General features: G+C 69.7%; 12 protein-coding genes. 3 read left to right on the top strand and 9 right to left on the bottom strand.

Annotated features, from left to right (window positions below; genetic code table 11):
• Positions 1–38: 38 nt before the first annotated feature.
• Complete coding sequence (locus BLQ03_RS01090; RefSeq protein WP_090751760.1) at positions 39–614, bottom strand: acyl-CoA thioesterase; 576 nt, start codon at positions 612–614, stop codon at positions 39–41.
• A 142-nt stretch (positions 615–756) separates the two neighbouring features.
• Between BLQ03_RS01090 and BLQ03_RS01085 the strand changes: the two genes are divergently transcribed.
• Together BLQ03_RS01085 and recQ are read left to right on the top strand one after the other, a co-directional pair.
• Entirely contained in the window at positions 757–1,050 is a 294-nt protein-coding gene (locus tag BLQ03_RS01085; RefSeq protein WP_090751758.1) for a YggT family protein, read from the top strand.
• Positions 1,050–3,071, top strand: a complete 2,022-nt coding sequence (recQ, locus tag BLQ03_RS01080; RefSeq protein ID WP_090751756.1) for a DNA helicase RecQ — start codon at positions 1,050–1,052, stop codon at positions 3,069–3,071. Before BLQ03_RS01085 ends, recQ begins: the two co-directional genes overlap by 1 nt.
• A gap of 3 nt (positions 3,072–3,074) precedes the next feature.
• On the opposite strand, the gene BLQ03_RS01075 is transcribed toward recQ, so the two are convergent.
• The 7 genes from BLQ03_RS01075 to BLQ03_RS01045 all read right to left on the bottom strand — a co-directional run bounded on the left by BLQ03_RS01075 (position 3,075) and on the right by BLQ03_RS01045 (position 13,735).
• Positions 3,075–6,134 carry an efflux RND transporter permease subunit gene (locus BLQ03_RS01075; protein ID WP_139166589.1) on the bottom strand — a complete coding sequence of 1,020 codons (3,060 nt, stop codon included), beginning with the start codon at positions 6,132–6,134 and terminating at the stop codon, positions 3,075–3,077.
• Positions 6,131–7,228 carry an efflux RND transporter periplasmic adaptor subunit gene (locus tag BLQ03_RS01070; RefSeq protein ID WP_090751754.1) on the bottom strand — a complete coding sequence of 366 codons (1,098 nt, stop codon included), beginning with the start codon at positions 7,226–7,228 and terminating at the stop codon, positions 6,131–6,133. The genes BLQ03_RS01075 and BLQ03_RS01070 overlap by 4 nt, the downstream gene beginning before the upstream one ends.
• 2 nt (positions 7,229–7,230) lie before the next feature.
• On the bottom strand, positions 7,231–8,283 hold the full coding sequence (locus BLQ03_RS01065) for an efflux RND transporter periplasmic adaptor subunit (protein WP_245688624.1): 1,053 nt from the start codon (positions 8,281–8,283) through the stop codon (positions 7,231–7,233).
• Between the two features lie 71 nt (positions 8,284–8,354).
• The gene (gene kynU, locus BLQ03_RS01060; RefSeq protein ID WP_090751749.1) at positions 8,355–9,542 is read right to left on the bottom strand and encodes a kynureninase; all 1,188 of its coding nucleotides are present in this window, start codon (positions 9,540–9,542) and stop codon (positions 8,355–8,357) included.
• 475 nt (positions 9,543–10,017) lie between these two features.
• Positions 10,018–12,312 (bottom strand): glycine--tRNA ligase subunit beta, encoded by a 2,295-nt coding sequence (gene glyS, locus BLQ03_RS01055; RefSeq protein WP_090752110.1) that lies wholly within the window; start codon positions 12,310–12,312, stop codon positions 10,018–10,020.
• The gene (locus BLQ03_RS01050) at positions 12,309–12,791 is read right to left on the bottom strand and encodes a DUF6446 family protein (protein WP_090751747.1); all 483 of its coding nucleotides are present in this window, start codon (positions 12,789–12,791) and stop codon (positions 12,309–12,311) included. The genes glyS and BLQ03_RS01050 overlap by 4 nt, the downstream gene beginning before the upstream one ends.
• On the bottom strand, positions 12,788–13,735 hold the full coding sequence (locus tag BLQ03_RS01045; RefSeq protein WP_090751745.1) for a glycine--tRNA ligase subunit alpha: 948 nt from the start codon (positions 13,733–13,735) through the stop codon (positions 12,788–12,790). Before BLQ03_RS01045 ends, BLQ03_RS01050 begins: the two co-directional genes overlap by 4 nt.
• Positions 13,736–13,830: 95 nt before the next feature.
• Here BLQ03_RS01045 and BLQ03_RS01040 point away from each other — a divergent pair, with 95 nt between their 5' ends.
• Positions 13,831–15,213 carry a peptidoglycan-binding domain-containing protein gene (locus tag BLQ03_RS01040; protein ID WP_090751742.1) on the top strand — a complete coding sequence of 461 codons (1,383 nt, stop codon included), beginning with the start codon at positions 13,831–13,833 and terminating at the stop codon, positions 15,211–15,213.
• Here BLQ03_RS01040 and BLQ03_RS01035 read toward each other — a convergent pair whose 3' ends face one another.
• The gene (locus tag BLQ03_RS01035; RefSeq protein WP_090751739.1) at positions 15,214–16,662 is read right to left on the bottom strand and encodes a TrkH family potassium uptake protein; all 1,449 of its coding nucleotides are present in this window, start codon (positions 16,660–16,662) and stop codon (positions 15,214–15,216) included.
• Between the last annotated feature and the right edge of the window lie 75 nt (positions 16,663–16,737).

The following is a 16,737-nucleotide window of genomic DNA, read 5'->3' as shown; positions in this document are numbered from 1 at the left end:
CCCTCATGCCCATGCGGGCGCATAAGGCGCAAAGTCGCTCAGGCTGGCAAGTCGTCCGTGCGGCTGGACATTGGCGGCAGGACGGGCGGCCAAGGGCGCCGGGCGTCGGCCTCGATCCAGGCCGTGACCCAGTCGGGCAGGGGCGGGCTGGGATCGGAATAACCCAAGGCGGCCATGAACTCGGCCGGGGACACCAGCCCCTTGCGGGCGCTGCCGCCGACGATGGCCACCCGCAGCAGCATGTGGTTCAGGCAGTCGCCCTTGGCCCACATCGACTGCTCCATGTAGACGAAGCGGTCGTCCCAGCCGATCGTGCGGGACACCTGCGTGACGCGCTGGAAGGCCTTGATGCGGCGGCGGTAACGCACGGTGTTGCCCGCGACGGTGAAGCCCCAGCCGTTCTTCTTCAGCGTGTCGGTGATGCCCAGCCGGATCGCCATGGGAATCCGGCCCAGGTCATAGATCGTCAGCGTCCGGCCGTTGTTCAGCTCCCACCACGGGTCGAGGTCGAGCGGAGAGATGCGGTGCGTCGAGACATGGGGCTCCAGAGGGCCCAGCCGGGGGGCGCGGCGGGCCGAGGCGACCTCGCCCAGGAAGCGCAGGATGGGATACATGGGCCGGCTCCTTTTCCGCCCCTGCGCTAAGGGGACGGGCGGCGCGCGTCAATCACGACGGCGCGGCATTGCGCGCGGGCGCTTGCGCGGACGTGCGGGCTCGCCTACCTCGGGCCGAGATGCGGAAAAGGGCGGACCACGGATGACGACATTGTTTCAGGCGCTGATGCTGATCCTGGATGTGCTGTGGTTCATCATGATCGCGCATATCATCATGTCCTGGCTGATCAACTTCGACGTGCTGAACCTGCGCCAGCCGCTGGTGCGGCAGGTCTGGGACGGGCTGTCGCGCCTGCTGGAACCGCTGTATCGCCCGATCCGGAACATCCTGCCCGATCTCGGCGGGCTGGACCTTGCGCCGCTGGTGGTCTTCATCGGCATCATCATCCTGCAGCGGGCGCTGGTGAACAACGCCGGGTTCTTCTTGGGCTACTGATGCCGGGGGACTTGCTGCGGCAGGTCTGGGGCTTCGACGGATTCCGCCCCGGCCAGCAGGAGATCGTCGAGGCCGTGGCCGAAGGCCGCGACGTGCTGGCGATCATGCCCACGGGCGGCGGCAAGTCGCTGTGCTACCAGCTGCCCGCGCTGATGCGCGACGGCGTGACGGTGGTCATCTCGCCCCTGATTGCCCTGATGCGGGACCAGGTGCGGTCCCTGCGCGAGGCAGGGGTGGCCGCGGGCGCGCTGACCTCGGGCAATACCGAGGAGGAAAGCGACGAGGTGTTCCGGGCGCTGTCCGAGGGCAGCCTCAAGCTGCTCTACATGGCGCCGGAACGGCTGGCCTCGGGCGCGACGGTGCCGATGCTCAAGCGCGCGGGCGTCACCGCCATCGCGGTGGACGAGGCGCATTGCGTCAGCCAGTGGGGCCACGACTTCCGCCCCGATTACCTGCGCGTGGGCGACCTGCGTCGCGCGCTGGGCGTGCCGCTGGCCGCCTTCACCGCCACGGCCGACGCCGAGACGCGGGAGGAGATCGTTGCGCGCCTGTTCGACGGCCGCGCGCCGCTGACCTTCCTGCGCGGCTTCGACCGGCCGAACATCCATCTCGCCTTCCAGCCCAAGGACAGCCCGCGCCGCCAGATCATGGATTTCGCCGCCGCCCGGCGCGGGCAGTCGGGCATCATCTACTGCGCCACCCGCGCCAAGACGGAAACGCTGGAAGCCGCGCTGAACGCCGCCGGCATTCCCGCCGTCGCCTATCACGGGGGCATGGAGGCCGAGACGCGCCGCGAGGTCGAGGCTCGCTTCCAGCGTGAGGACGGGCTGGTCGTGGTCGCCACCGTTGCCTTCGGCATGGGCATCGACAAGCCCGACATCCGCTGGGTGGCCCATGCCGACCTGCCGAAGTCGATCGAGTCCTATTACCAGGAAATCGGCCGCGCCGGCCGCGACGGGGCGCCCGCCGAGACCCTGACGCTTTACGGCCCCGACGATATCCGCCTGCGCCGGACGCAGGTTGACGAGGGGCTCGCGCCCCCCGAGCGGAAGGAGGCCGACCACGGCCGCCTGAACGCCCTTCTGGGCCTCGCCGAGGCGACGGGATGCCGCCGCCAGCACCTGCTGGCCTATTTCGGCGAAACGGCCGAGCCCTGCGGCAACTGCGACCTCTGCGATACGCCGCCCGAGGTCTTCGACGCGACCCAGCCGGTGCGGATGGCGCTGTCGGCGATCCTGCGGACGGGCGAATGGTTCGGGCAGGGGCACATCATCGACGTGCTGACGGGCAATGCGACCGACAAGATCACCCAGCGCGGCCATGACCAGCTGCCGACCTTCGGCGTGGGCAAGGCCACATCCAAGGCCGAATGGCAGGCGATCCTGCGCCAGATGCTGGGCCATGACCTGATCCGCCCCGACCCGGAACGCCACGGGGGCCTGCGCATCACCGCCGCCGCCCATCCGGTCCTGCGGGGCGAAACGCCCGTCACCCTGCGCCGCGACCTGATCCGCCGCGCCAAGCCTGCCACCGTCGTCCGCACGCAGGTCGAGGAGGAAGACGCACCCCTTCTGTCGGCGCTCAAGGCCAAGCGCCGCGCGCTGGCCGAGGCGCAGCGGGTGCCCGCCTATGTCATCTTCCCCGACCGCACCCTGATCGAGATGGCGCAGGTCCGCCCGCAAACGCTGGACGACATGGCCCGCATCGGCGGCGTCGGCGCGAAGAAGCTGGAAAGCTACGGCGCGGCCTTCCTGTCCGTCATCGCGGGCGAGGTGCCGGAGATGCATCCGGCTCGCCGGGCGCTTGCGGGGCGCGCTTCGGCCGCGCTTTACGACCGCCTTGCCGAGACGGCGCAGCGGCTCGCATGTGGCGAGGACGGCACGGAAAAGCCCTTGTCGCTGACGGCCAGCCAGTTGCGCCGCATCGCCGAGGACCGGCCCCGCGACCTGTCGCGCTATCTCGACCCCGCGCGGCTCGACCGCTTCGGCGCGGCCTTCGCGCAGGAGATCGCCGAGGGCTGAGGCTCAGTCCGCTCTGCCCTCGGGCTTCTTCACCCGGAACACCACGCAATAGAGCGCCGGCACGAACAGCAGCGTGATCAGCGTGCCCGCAATGATGCCGCCCATCATCGCGAAGGCCATCGGTCCCCAGAACACCTGCCTCGAGATCGGGATCAGCGCGAGGCTCGCCGCCGCGGCCGTCAGCAGGATCGGCCGGGCGCGGCTGTCCGAGGCCTCGAACACCGCCTGCCACTGGCTGCGGCCCTGGACCAGCAGCGCCTGGATTTCATGAACCAGGATGATCGAGTTGCGGATCAGGATGCCGATCAGCGCAAGGATGCCCAAGATCGCCACGAAGCCCATCGGCACGCGGAAAGGCACCAGCGTCGCCACCACGCCGATCAGGCCCAGGGGCGCGGCGGCGAAGACGATCAGTGACAGGCGGAAGCTCTGCGTCTGGATCATCACCAGCGTCGCCATGATCAGCAGCATCAGCGGCACCACCGCCGCGATCGGCTGCTGGCTTTCGGCCGAGCTTTCCACCGTGCCGCCGATGGCGATGGCGACCGTGGGCGGCAGGCCGGCCGCATAATCCGCCACGCGCGGCGCCAGCGCCGCCACCAGCGTCGCAGGCTGGTCGTCGGTGGCAACCGCCGCCTTGACCGTCACCGTGGGCCGGCCGTCGCGCTGCATGATGACCGGCTGCTCGGTGTCATAGCTCAGCCGTGCCAGCGCGGCGAGCGGGATGGGCGTGCCCGTGGGCCGGGAAAGCTCCAAGTTCTGGATCGATTCCAGCGACTGCCGGTCGGCCTCCTGGCCGCGCGCCACCACGTCGATCAGGAAGATCCCGTCGCGCAGCTGCGTGACGATCTTGCCCGAGAACAGCGCCGACAGCGCGTTCGAGATGTCCGCGCTGGACAGGCCAAGCTGGCGGGCGCGGTCCTGGTCCACCTCGACGCGGACCACGCGGGCGGGCTCGTTCCAGTCCAGGGTGATGTCGCGCAGGCGCGGCTCTTGGGCCAGAAGGGCGGCGAGACTGCGTGCGGCGTCCCGCGCCTCGGCCGGGTCGTCGGCGCTGACGCGGTATTGCACGGGCTTGCCCACGGGCGGGCCGATCTCGAGGTTCTTCAGGTAGATGTCGGTGCCGATCATCTCGGCCGCGGCGAAGGCGGCGAGCTTTTCCTTCAGCGCGTCGCGGGCCTCGATATCGGGTGTCTGGACCACGATCTGCCCCATGAAGGGCCCTGGCGTCGGCACGTCCATCGCCAGCACGAAGCGGGGGGCGCCCCGGCCCACGTAGCTGGTCCAGAACAGCGCCTCGGGCTGGTCCGCGAGAAAGGCGTCCAGCCGCGCGACCGAGGCGTCGGTGCGCGCGATCGAGGCGTTGTGGCGTTCCGTGATGTCGATCATCACCTCGGGCCGGTCCGAGGTCGGGAAGAACTGCTGCTCGACAAAGCGCATCCCCCAGACCGAGCCCGCGAACAGCGCGAAGGTCAGCGCCACGGTCGTCCAGCGGAACCGCATGGCCGCCCTCAGCATGGCATGGAAGGCCCGCCGCAGGGGACCCGCGCGGCCGGCGTGATGACTGAGCGTGCGGGGCAGGAAGGTCACGCCCAGGAGCGGCGCGAACAGCACCGCCACGATCCAGCTGACCAGCAGCGACACGGCGATCACGACGAACAGCGAGAAGGTGAACTCGCCCGCCGCCGAGCTGTTCAGCCCGATGGGGATGAAACCCGCGACCGTGACCAGCGTCCCAGTCAGCATCGGAAAGGCGATCGAGGTCCAGGCGTAGCTGGCGGCCTCGGTCAGGCTTTCGCCCAGTTCCAGCCGCGAGATCATCGTCTCGATGGCGATCATCGCGTCATCGACCAAGAGCCCCAGCGCGATGATCAGCGCCCCCAGCGAGATCCGCTGCAGCGTGATCCCCCAGATGTCGAGGATGACGAAGGTGATCGCCAGCACCAGCGGGATCGTCAGCGCCACGACGAAGCCCGCCCGCAGCCCGAGGCTGATGAAGCTGACAAGAAGCACGATTGCAACGGCCTCGGCCAGCGCCTGCACGAAATGGCCCACCGCCTCGGCGACGACATGGGGCTGGTCTGCGAACTTGTGCATCTCGATGCCGATGGGCAGGTCGCGCGCGATCTTCTCCATCAGGACATCAAGCTCGGCCCCGAAGGTCTGGATGTTCTCGCCCTGGCGCATGGCGATCCGCAGGGCGACGGCCTCTTTTCCATTGTAGCGGAAGATGCTGGCGGGCGGGTCGGCATAGCCGCGGCGCACCGTGGCCACCTCACCCAGGTTGAAGAAGCGGTCGCCGATCCGCAGGTTGACGGCGGCAATGGCCGCGGCGGTGTCGAACTGGCCGCCCACGCGCACCAGCACCTGTTCGTCGCCGGCCTGCACGATGCCCGACTGGGCGATGGCGTTCTGCGCGGCCAGGCTTTGCAGGACCTGGGCTTCGTTCAGCCCGAAGGCCGCCAGCCGGGCCGAGGAGAACTCGATGTAGATCTGTTCCTCGCGCACGCCTATCAGCCCGGTCTTGCCCGAGGCCGGCAGCGCCTGGACCTGCTTGCGGATGTCCTCGACCCGGTCGCGCAGTTCGCGCGAGGTGAAGCCGTCCGCCGTGAAGGCGTAGATGTTGCCGTAAACGTCGCCGAAGCTGTCATTGAACTGAAGGCCCGCGAATTCCTGAGGGAACTCGGGGCGCAGGTCCGTCAGCATGTGGCGGACGCGCTGCCAGGCACGCCGCACGTCCTGTCCGCGCACGCTGTCCAGCAGCTCGACATAGACCACCGCCTGCCCCGGCATCGTGACCGAGCGGGTCATCTTCAGCTCGTCCAGTTCCTCCAGCTTGGTCTCGATCCGGTCGGTGACCTGTTCCAGCATCTCGTCGGTGGTGGCGCCGGGCATGGCGGCGCTGACCACCATGACCTTGACCGTGAAGCTGGGGTCTTCCTCGCGCCCGAGGTTGCGGTAGGCCATGACGCCCGCGACCATCGACACGATCAGCAGGAACCACACCAGAGAGCGGTGCTTCAGGGCCCAGTCCGACAGGTTGAAGCGGCGCTGGCGGATCATGGCGCGACCCTGCGGCCGACGGGCTGCCCATCTGTCAGGGAGTGCACGCCCCGGATGACGATCTCGGCGCCGGGGGCCAATCCCTGGATGACCTCGATGCGGTCGCCGACGCGCACGCCCGGTGCCACGGGATTGAGCGCCACATGGGCGGTTTCCCCCTGGCGCTCGACGACCCAGACAGCGGGACCCTCAGGCGAGTTCAGAAGGGCGGTCGCGGGAATGGTCAGGGCCACGGCCGGCCCCGCAAGGCGGCTGGCCCGGACCAGGCTGCCCAGCCGCAGCCCGCTGCCCTTCGGCAGGGCAATATGGACGCGCCGCGTGCGGGTCTGCGGATCGGCCACGGGAGAGATGCGGCCCACGCGCCCGCGGATCGGCTGCGCGTCGCCGTGCTCGCGCGTGATGAGGAACTCGGTCCCCGGAACGACGCCGAACAGCTCTGCCTCGGTCAGGTCCACCCGCGCCTCAAGCTCGTCCTCGGAGGACAGCGTCAGGACCGGATCGCCCGCTGCCACGACCGCGCCGGGGGCGGCGCGGATGGCGCTGACCACGCCGCTGATGGGCGCCCTCATCACCGCGTAACCTTCCGCATCGCGTGCGCTTTTCAGCCGGGCGCGGGCCTGTTCCACCGCCGAGCGCGCGCCCGACAAGGCCCGTTCGGCCTGTTCCAGCTGCGCGATCGAGGCCACGTTTCGCTCTGCCAGCGACCGCGCCCGGTCAGCGGCGTTCCGGGCTGTGGTCAGGTTCACCTCGGCCGAGGCCAGCGCCGCCTTGGCCGCGCGGGTCGAGGCGGCCAGACCCTCGGGGTCGAGCCGCGCCAGCAGGTCGCCGGCCTTCACGCGGTCGCCGATGTCCACCGGACGCTCGATCATCCGCCCCAGCGTCTGGAAGGCCATCTGCACCTCGGTTGCCGCCGCGATGACGCCGGGAATGCTGCGCACCGCGGCGATGGTCGTGCCGGCCTCCAGGATCTCGGACACGACGGGGCGCGCCGGGGCAGGCGGCGCCTGCGGCTCGCCGCCTCCGAAGGGCAGGGTGAAGGCCCATGCTGGCGCACCCGCCAGCAGGCAAAGGATCAGGGTCGCCGCCAGCCGCATCGTCAGCTCCCCTTCCCGGGCACGACGCGGCGGCCGGGAAACATCAGGTGCGAGCCCTCGCCCACGACCGAATCGCCGGGCGACACGCCCGACCGCAGCACCACGCGGCCGGTGGCGAAGCGCTCGATCTCCACGGGGGCAAGGGCAACGGTGCCGTCGGGGGCCACGCGCCAGACCGCCGGGGACGGGCCCGACGCGCTCAGCGCCGACCAGGGCACCTCGATGCCGGTTCCGGCAGGCATGTGCAGCGTGCCCTGCACCGCCGCCCCCAGCAGGCTGGCGTCGAAGGGCCCGTCGACCGCCGCGCGCACCGTGACCGAGCCGGTGGCCGGATCGACTAAGGGCGCGATCTCGGTGACGCGGGCGGTCAGTTCGGCCCCCGGCCGGTCCAGCGGCACCAGCGAGATGCGCGCATCCGCCGCGCCGTCAAGCTGCGGCGTGTCGGGCACCTGGAACACCGCCTCGAGCCGTGTCAGCGCCGCCAGCCTCAGGATCGGCTGGGCGGCGCCGACGACCTGGCCCGGCTCGGCCCAGCGCGCGGTCACCACCGCCGCCTGCGGCGCTCGGATCACGGCATCAAGCACGGCGCGTCGCGCCTGCCGGAGGCTGGTGCGGGCGCTTTCCAGCTGGCCCCTTGCCGCGGCCAGCGCCTGCTCGGCGGCATCGGCGGCCGCGCGCGTGCCCACGCCGCGCTCCAGCAGCTCGGCCGTGCGGGCGGCGGCCTGGGCGGCCTGCTGCTCGGCGGCCTGGGCGGCTTCGACCCCGGCCAGCGCCTGCACCAGCGCCTGCTGCTGCTGGACATCGTCGCTGCGCGCCAGCGCATAGCCTCCCCTGACACTGTCGCCCGCCTGCACGAGGATGCTGGTAATCCTGCCGCCGGCCGGAAAGGACAGGTCGATGCTGTCCTGGGCGGCGATGGTGCCGGTCAGCTTGATGTCGAAGGTGAGCGGCCGTTCCTCGACCGGCACGATCTCGACGGCAATGGCGTCGACAGCCCAAGCGGTTCCAGCCCCCAGGATGATGGTGCAAAGGGCCAGAAGCGAGCGAAGGGTCAAGCGGCGATTTCTGGGCGGCATGGGGGCCTTATGGTTCCAGCCCGGTCGCACGGGAAGCCACAGCCGCCATGTCAGGTTACCGCCGCGCGGCGGTGATGCTCGGGCCGGTCCCAGAGACCTTGGCGCAGGACCCCGGCCAGTACCTCGACCGCGCGGGCCACGTCCTCCATGTCGTTGTAAAGCGGCGCAAAGCCGAAGCGCAGCACGTCGGGGGCGCGGAAGTCGCCGACCACCCCTTGCGCGATCAGCGCCTGCATGACCGCATAGGCCTGCGGGTGGCGGAAGCCCACCTGGCTGCCGCGCTGGGCCGGGTCGCGTGGAGAATGCAGAACCAGTTCGGGGCAGGCGGCCTCGACGCCCGCGATGAAGGCCTCGCTGAGTTCGATCGACCGGGCGCGCAGCGCGGCCATGTCCACGCCCTCCCAGACGTCGAGCGCGGCGTCCAGTGCTGCCAGTGCGATGACCGGAGGGGTGCCGACCCGCATCCGCTCGATGCCTTGTGCGGGGGCGTAGCCCTGCTCGAAGGCGAAGGGCTGGGCGTGGCCCATCCAGCCCTGCAGGCAAGGTCGGGCGGCGTCGGCATGGTCGGGATGGACCCAGATGAAGGCCGGGGCACCCGGCCCGCCATTGAGATACTTGTAGGTGCAGCCCACCGCGAAATCCGCGCCCGCGCCCAGCAGGTCCACGTCCACCGCTCCCGCCGAATGGGCGAGGTCCCAGACGGTCAGCGCCCCCGCCTCATGCGCGGCGGCCGTCAGGGCGGCCATGTCGTGGCGGCGGCCGGTGCGGTAATCGACCTCGGTCAGCATCAGCACGGCAAGGTCGCGGGTGATGTGGGCCGCCACCTCTTCGGGCGCGACGACGCGCAACTCGGCCCCGACCGTCTCGGCCAGCCCCTGCGCGACATAGAGGTCGGACGGGAAGTTGCCGCTGTCCGACAGGATCACCCGCCGGCCCGGCCGCATCCGCAGCGCGGCCGAGACCGCCTGGAAGACCTTGATCGACAGCGTGTCGCCCATGACGACCTGTCCCTCGCCTGCGCCGATCAGCCGTGCGATCCGGTCGCCCACCTTGCGCGGCTGCACGTACCAGCCCGCCCGGTTCCAGCCGGTGATGAGCATCTCCGACCACTGGTCCCGCATCATTGCCGCCACCCGGTCAACGGCATGGCGGGGCATCGGTCCCAGCGAGTTGCCGTCAAGGTAGGTGATGCCTTCGGGTAGGTGGAAGGCGTCGCGCGTGGCGGCGAAGTCGGTCATGAGGCTCCCCTTTGACGCAAGCTAGCAGCGCAACCGGCGGCTGCAAGATGGGGTATCGCTATCATTTTCGCGATAATGCATGGGCTTGCGACCCGATGCCGTAAGCGTCGATCCGCAAGGTTGGGCCACAGTCTCGGAAGCCGTCGGCCAGCGGAACGAAGGCGCGGCAGGAACGCCTGTTTCGACTATTCGTCCGCCCTTCAGTTCAGCGGAACGGGGCTGGGTGCGAAGGGGGGGGCATCCGTGCGATGCGCCACGCTGCCAAGGGAAAAAAGGCCGCGCTCCCTTCCCTATCCAGGTTTTCGCTTGCGCTTCGGGCATTCGCGCCTGATCCGGCCCAGCCCTCTGCTTTCGTTCCGGGCGTTCGGGACTGGAAACGGTCCACCAGACTGTTTGCGGACGTCATGCGGGCCCTCCGCTTGCGCGCCGGGCGTTCGCCGGGGGAAAGGTCCACTGGACCTTTCCCTGATCCGGCTCACCCCTCGATCCGGCCGAAGTCGGCAATCAGGCGGCCCGCCTCGCGGATGCGGGACAGAAGGTTCAGGCGGTTGCGGCGGACCACCTGGTTGTCGGTGTTGACCTGCACCGCCTCGAAGAAGGCGTCGATGGGGGCGCGGAGGGCCGCGATGGCCGACATGGCGGCGGGGAAGTCCTCGGCCCGCATGGCGGCGGCGATCTTCGGCTCGGCGGCGTCCAGCGCGGCAAACAGCGCGCGTTCCTCGTCGGTTTCCGCGAATTTCGGGTCCGCGCCGAAGGAATATTCGACGCCGTCCTTTTCTTCGGCCTGCGCCAGGATGTTGGCCGCGCGCTTGAGCCCCTGCAGCAGGTTCGGGCCGTCTCCGGTCCCCAGCATCCCGTTCAGAGCAGTCGCCCGGCGCACGACCAGCGTGAGGTCGTCCGACCCCAGCATCGCCAGCACCGCGTCGATCACGTCATGGCGGATGCCCTGGTCGCGGAGATGGACCTTGAGGCGGTCGTGAAGGAAGGCGAGGAGGTCAGCGGCGAGCAACTCTAATACTTCGCGCTTTGTCGGGAAGCGGCCAGCCGGCTTGTCATCCACAAGCTTCACGAAATCATCGTGTCCGGTTTCGAACATTTCGAGCATTTGGCTGCGGGCGCGGCCAAACGTGTCCGGAAACTGATTACCTAATACCATTGCGCTGTTGAAATCGGTTATGACAGTCGAGCCATCAGGTTGGCCCGTCATCAAAGCCGCGCCATTGTGCATTGCATAAACGAATGAAGCGCCGTCGATATCTTTGCTGACTAGATATTCGAGCGAGAGCCGGACGCTGTTATCAACGATAAGCCGGATCATCCCGAGCGCTGCACGCCGGAGCGCAAAGGGATCTTTTGAGCCAGTGGGCTTCTCTTTTGCGGCAAAGAAGTGACCAAGGATATTATACTTGTCGGCCAGCGCCACGGCGACCGAGACGGGCGCGCTGGGCACCTCGTCCGACGGCCCCAGGGGCGAATAGTGGTCGCGGGCGGCATCCGCCACCGCATCCGGCAGCCCGGCGGCCTGCGCGTAATAGCGGCCCATCGTGCCCTGCAACTCGGGGAACTCGCCGACCATGGCCGAGCGCAGGTCCAGCTTGGCGACCTTGGCCGCCTGCTCGGCCTGATCGGGGTCCGCGCCCACGGCGGGGGCGATCTCGCGGGCGAGCGCGGCGATGCGTTCCACCCGGTCGGCCTGCGATCCCAGCTTGGCGTGGAAGGTCACGGCCTTCAGGCCCTCGGCCCAGGCCTGCATCCCCGCGCGAGCCTCGCGCAGGTCGTTCTCCCAGAAGAAGGCGGCGTCGGACAGGCGGGCGGCCAGGACGCGCTGGTTGCCGGCCAGGATCGTCGCGCCGTGGTCGGGCGTCTCGATGTTGGCGACGGTGACATAGCCCTCGATCCGGCCCGTCTTCGGGTTACGGGCGGACAGGAATTTCTGGTGCTCCTTCATCGAGGTCTGCAGAACCTCGGGCGGCAGGTCGAGGAAGCGCTGCTCGATCACGCCCATCAGCGGCACCGGCCATTCGACCAGCCCGGCGAGTTCGGTCATCAGGCCCTCGTCGGACACGATCTCCCACCCGCGCGCGAAGGCGAGGTTCGCGGCCTCCTGCCGGATCGCGGCCTCGCGCTCGGCGGGGTCGAGCATGACCTTCGCGCGGCGCAGCTTGGCGGCGTAGTCGTCGAAGCCCGTCACGCGGAAGGCGTCGGGGGCCATGAAGCGGTGGCCGCGCGTGGTGTCGCCGGCCGCGATGCCGTCCACGGTCAGCGGCACGACCTGTGCGCCACCCTCGTCCGACAGGATCGCGATGATCGAATGCAGCGGGCGGACCCAGCGCAGCGAGCCCGAGCCCCAGCGCATCGACTTGGGCCAGGGGAAGTCGCGGATCGTGGCCTCAAGAACCTCGGCCACAATGTCCGCGGCCTTGCGGCCGGGCTTCTCGATGACGGCGAAGAAGACCTCGCCCTTTTTCTCGGCGCGGCGTTCCAGCTGGTCCAGCGTCAGGCCGGTCGAGCGCAGGAAGCCCTCGATGGCCTTTTCCGGCGCGTCCGTCCTCGGCCCCTTGCGCTCCTCGCGCACGGGCTTGGATTCCGCTGTCAGCCCCTCGACCGCCAGCGCGAGGCGGCGGGGCGTGGAGAAGGCGCCGGCCGAGGCATAGGTCAGGCCCGCGTCCACCAGCCCGTCGGTGATGAGCCGCTTGAGGTCCTCGCGTGCGCGGGGCTGCATCCGGGCGGGGATTTCCTCGGAAAACAGCTCGATCAGCAGGTCCATCAGTCCATCACTCCGCGTGCGGGGGTCTTGTCGTTCAACTGGTGCCAGCCGAAGGCACGGCCGTCGGGATAAACGGCGATGATACGGTCCACGTCGGGGTGGACTTCCGCTTGGCCGAGGATCGCGCGGGCATTCCCGGCCTCGAGATCGGCGGTCAGGGCCTTGGCAGAATAGCACTGGAACCAGTTCGGTCCGTTCAGGGGCGTGGCGGCCGGGAAGGGGGCCGCGTCCGCGACCTCGGCCGGGTCCAGCGTGAAGCAGGAGCGCCAGCGGATCGGCGAGGAGTCCGCGTCGATGCCCTTGAACTCCGAGACGGCGACGGGCCGGGTCGAGCCGTCCGGCAGGGTCACCATCATCTGCGAGGCGCCGGTGATCTCGTCCACGTCCTCGTAGAAGCCGTAGACCTGCAGGTACCAGACGGCGACGCCCGCGAGCACTGCCACCAGCACCAGCATGGATGCCATGATCTTGCCCGAGGTCACGCCGCATCCCCCGCGTTGGCGCCGGTCGCGGCCTCGGTCGTCACGAACAGGTCGGCGCAGCGTTTCGCCAGCGCCCGGACGCGGCCGATATAGGCCTGCCGTTCCGTGACCGAGATCACGCCGCGCGCATCGAGCAGGTTGAAGATGTGGCTTGCCTTGATCGCCTGGTCATAGGCCGGGTGCGCCATCGGGATATGCCGCCCGGCGCTGTCCTCTGCTGCCGCGTCGAGGATGCGGGCGCATTCGGCCTCGGCGTCCTTGAAGTGCTGGAACAGCATCTCGGTGTCGGCAACCTCGAAGTTCCAGCGGGAATATTCGCGCTCGGTCTGGCGGAAGACGTCGCCGTAGGTCAGCGGGATCGGCGCATCGGGCGCGTTGAAGGGCATGTCCATGACATGCTCGACCCCCAGCACATACATGGCCAGCCGTTCGAGGCCATAGGTCAGTTCGCCCGACACGGGGCGGCAGTCATGCCCGCCGACCTGCTGGAAATAGGTGAACTGGCTGACCTCCATGCCGTCGCACCAGACTTCCCATCCGAGGCCCCAAGCGCCGAGGGTGGGGGATTCCCAGTCGTCCTCGACGAAGCGGACGTCGTGGACCAGCGGGTCGAGACCGATCGCCTTGAGCGAGCCAAGGTAAAGCTCCTGCAGGTTCGGCGGCGAGGGTTTGATGATGACCTGGTACTGATAATAATGCTGCAGCCGGTTCGGGTTCTCGCCATAGCGCCCGTCGGTCGGGCGGCGCGAGGGCTGGACATAGGCCGCGGCCCAGGGGCGGGTGCCCAGGGATCGCAACGTGGTCGCCGGGTGGAAGGTGCCGGCGCCCACCTCCATGTCGTAGGGCTGCAGGATGGCGCAGCCGGTGGCCGCCCAATAGCTCTGCAGGCGCAGGATCACGTCCTGGAAACAGCGTGGCCGGTCGGCCTGTTCGGGGCTGGTCATCCCGGCGTCCTTTCGCATAACTGACGCGAATGCAGGCCGCTCATAGGGTGCGGTCCGGGCCGGGTCAATCGGCCCAGGGGCAAGGGATGTGACCGATGCGGGGCTTGGCCTTTCTGATCTGCGCGATGCTGCCGGGGGCGGTGCTGGCCGAGCCGGTGGTGCTGCGGGTCGAGGCGCAGCGCGCGGCGGCGGCCGAGGCGATGATCGCCCGCTGGGCCGGGCGCTACCCCGAGGTGATGCGCTTCCCGCTGCCCGGCGGCTGGACCGGCATCGGCCTGGGACCGATGGAGCGCGAGGAGGCCGAGGCCGAGCTTGCCCGCCTCAGCGCGGCGGGCGAGATCCCCGGCGACAGCTTCATCGTGCCGGTGCCCGAGGGCGCGCAGCCGGTTGCGGCCGCCGTGGCGGGGGCTGCCGGCGCTCCGCCCGATGGGGCGGGTCCGGCGGCAGGGGCCTCGACCTTCGCGCCGCAGGGCGCGGGTACGGGGGGCGCATCCGCAAGCGCTGCGCCTGACACGGCCGCCGCCGAACCCGTCATTGCGCCCCCGCCCGGCGACTACCTGCGCCTGCAGCGCTTCGACACGCGCGAGGCGGCGGATGCGGCGCTGGCGACCTGGCGCGAGGATTTCCCCGAGGCCGGGCTGTTCCAGCAGCCGGACGGCGGCCTCGCCATCGCGCTGGGTCCCATGCCCGCCGAGGTGGCTGAGGCCTGGCTCGGCGCCTTCCGGCGGGCCGAGCGGGTGGGCCGCTTCGCCGCCGTCCTGCCGCCCGACGACCTGGGCGAGCCGCTGGAGCCTGCCGGCGCCATCGAACTGCCCCAAGCGGGTTCCGGCGCCGAGATGCCGCCGCTGGAGGACGTCCAGCGCGCCCTGCGCTGGGCTGGCCATTACAACGGCGAGATCGACGGCAAGGACGGCCCGCAGACCCGCGCCGCCATCGCGGCCGAGGTCTTGTCCCTGCGCGCCTCGCCCGATGCGGCCGAAACCATGCGCGCCCTGATCCAGCGCCGCGAGGCGTGGCGGGCAGAGATGAACCTGACGCAACTGGACGACCCGCAGTCGGGCCTGTCGCTGATGGTGCCGATGGACCGGCTGCAGTTCGACCGCAACGAACAGGGGCTGTCGATCTACGGGCCCAAGGACGACTCGGGCTCGGCGCTGATCCTTTACGGCGCGCCCGGCGGGCAGCAGGAGATGCTGGACTTCACCGGCCTTGTCACCGCGCTGGGCTGGGTGCCCTCGCCCGAGCGGCAGGTGGCGCAGGGCCGCGCCTCGCTGATCGGGCGCAACGACACCCATATCGGCCAGGCCGAGGCGCGGGTCGTCGATGGACGCGTGCAGGGCGTGGTGCTGATCTGGCCGGTGATGGACGCTGCCGACCAGCCCCATGTCGCGGCGGAAATCCTCGACAGCCTGCGGGCGACCCCGGCGCCGGAACCTGCCCCGCAGGCGGAAGGCCCCGCCGGAACCGATCCCGCCTGACTACTGCCGCCAGAAGCGCGGCAGCAGCACGACCAGAACGGTGATCAGTTCCAGCCGGCCGAGGTACATCCCCAGGATCATCAGCCACTTCGAGGTCTCGGGGAAGGCCGCGACGCCACCGTTCGCCGTCACCTCGGGGCCCCAGATCGGGCCCACGTTGGCGATGGCGGTCCAGGCAGCGGTCAGGGCGGTGCGGGAATGCAGTCCGCTCAGCGCCAGCGCCACGATCAGCACGCCGAAGGTCAGCACGAACAGCGTGAAGAAGGCCATGACCGAGTTCACCACCTCGGCGTCCAGCCTGCGCCCCTGCAGCCGCAAGGGCCGCACGCGATGGGGCGAGTGCATCTGCACCAACTGGCCGCGCAGGGCCTCGAACAGCACCTGATAACGGAAGACCTTGATGGAGCACACTGTCGAGCCCGTGCAGCCCCCGATCAGCCCCGCCAGCACCAGCAGCACGAAGGGCAGGTGACCCCATTGCGTCACGTCGGCCGAGGCGAAGCCCGTGCCCGAAATGATGGTGACGACGTTGAAGATCACCTCGCGCAGCAAGTCGAAGGAGGGCGCGACCTCGCGCCAGGCCGCTTCATAGGCCATGATCAGCCCGCAGATGGCGGCTATGATGCCCAGGTAGGTGCGGATCTGGCTGTCGCGCCAGATCGGGCCGGGGTCGCCATGCGCCAGTTGCAGCATCCGCACGAAGGGAAGCGAGGCCAGAATGGTGAAAAAGGACGCCGCGTATTCGATGGGGCCGATGAAGGGGACGAAGCTCGCGTCATAGCGCCCGAATCCGCCGGTGGAGCAGGTCGTCAGCGCGTGCATCACCGCGTCGAAGCCGCCCATCCCCAGCGCGGCATAGGCCAGGGCGCAGGCGATGGTGATGCCGAGGTAAAGCTGCGCCATCTCGGCCGCGATCTGGCCCGCCCGCGGCATGACCTTGCCCATGGTGTCGAATCCCTCGGACTTGAAGAACTGCATGCCGCCGACCCGCATGATGGGCAGGAACACCATGGCGACCACGACGATGCCCAGGCCCCCCGCCCATTGCAGGATGCCGCGCCACAGATGCGTGCCCAGCGGCAGGCCGTCGAGTTTCCGGAAGGCCGTGGCCCCTGTCGTGGTCATGCCCGACATCGATTCGAACATCGCGTCGGTCCAGCTTGCCCCCGGCGCGCCTAGCACGAAGGGAATCGCCCCCAGCACCGGCAGCACCATCCAGAGGCCCGTGGTCAGAAGAAAGGCCTGCTCGATCTGCAGCCGCCCGCCGCCGCCCCGCGTTGCCAGCATGGTCATCAGGCCCAGGACGACCGTCCCGCAGGCCGAGGCCAAGAAGGCGCGCCAGTTCGGGTCGCCCATGCTCCAGTCGACGGCGGCCGGCAGCAGCATCAGCCCGCCCATGGCGACGGAAAGCTTTGAGATCGCTTGGGCGACGGGGCGGATGTCGATCATCCCGCCTGACTGCCCCCGCGCCTTGCGCCGGTCAAGCGCGGCCCGCTTGCGCGGCGGGTCCTGCTTGGGTAAAGC

The organism is Paracoccus chinensis (assembly GCF_900102885.1).
Lineage (GTDB): Bacteria > Pseudomonadota > Alphaproteobacteria > Rhodobacterales > Rhodobacteraceae > Paracoccus > Paracoccus chinensis.
The sequence above is the reverse complement of the archived record's forward strand: the minus strand, read 5'-3'. Positions and strand labels throughout refer to the sequence as shown.

Bases quoted from the DNA above. Each gene is read 5' to 3' on its own strand.
- BLQ03_RS01090 (WP_090751760.1), bottom strand. From the start codon at position 614: ATGTATCCCATCCTGCGCTTCCTGGGCGAGGTCGCCTCGGCCCGCCGC.
- BLQ03_RS01085 (WP_090751758.1), top strand. From the start codon at position 757: ATGACGACATTGTTTCAGGCGCTGATGCTGATCCTGGATGTGCTGTGG.
- recQ (WP_090751756.1), top strand. From the start codon at position 1,050: ATGCCGGGGGACTTGCTGCGGCAGGTCTGGGGCTTCGACGGATTCCGC.
- BLQ03_RS01075 (WP_139166589.1), bottom strand. From the start codon at position 6,134: ATGATCCGCCAGCGCCGCTTCAACCTGTCGGACTGGGCCCTGAAGCAC.
- BLQ03_RS01070 (WP_090751754.1), bottom strand. From the start codon at position 7,228: ATGCGGCTGGCGGCGACCCTGATCCTTTGCCTGCTGGCGGGTGCGCCA.
- kynU (WP_090751749.1), bottom strand. From the start codon at position 9,542: ATGACCGACTTCGCCGCCACGCGCGACGCCTTCCACCTACCCGAAGGC.
- BLQ03_RS01045 (WP_090751745.1), bottom strand. From the start codon at position 13,735: ATGACCAGCCCCGAACAGGCCGACCGGCCACGCTGTTTCCAGGACGTG.
- BLQ03_RS01040 (WP_090751742.1), top strand. From the start codon at position 13,831: ATGCGGGGCTTGGCCTTTCTGATCTGCGCGATGCTGCCGGGGGCGGTG.
- BLQ03_RS01035 (WP_090751739.1), bottom strand. From the start codon at position 16,662: ATGATCGACATCCGCCCCGTCGCCCAAGCGATCTCAAAGCTTTCCGTC.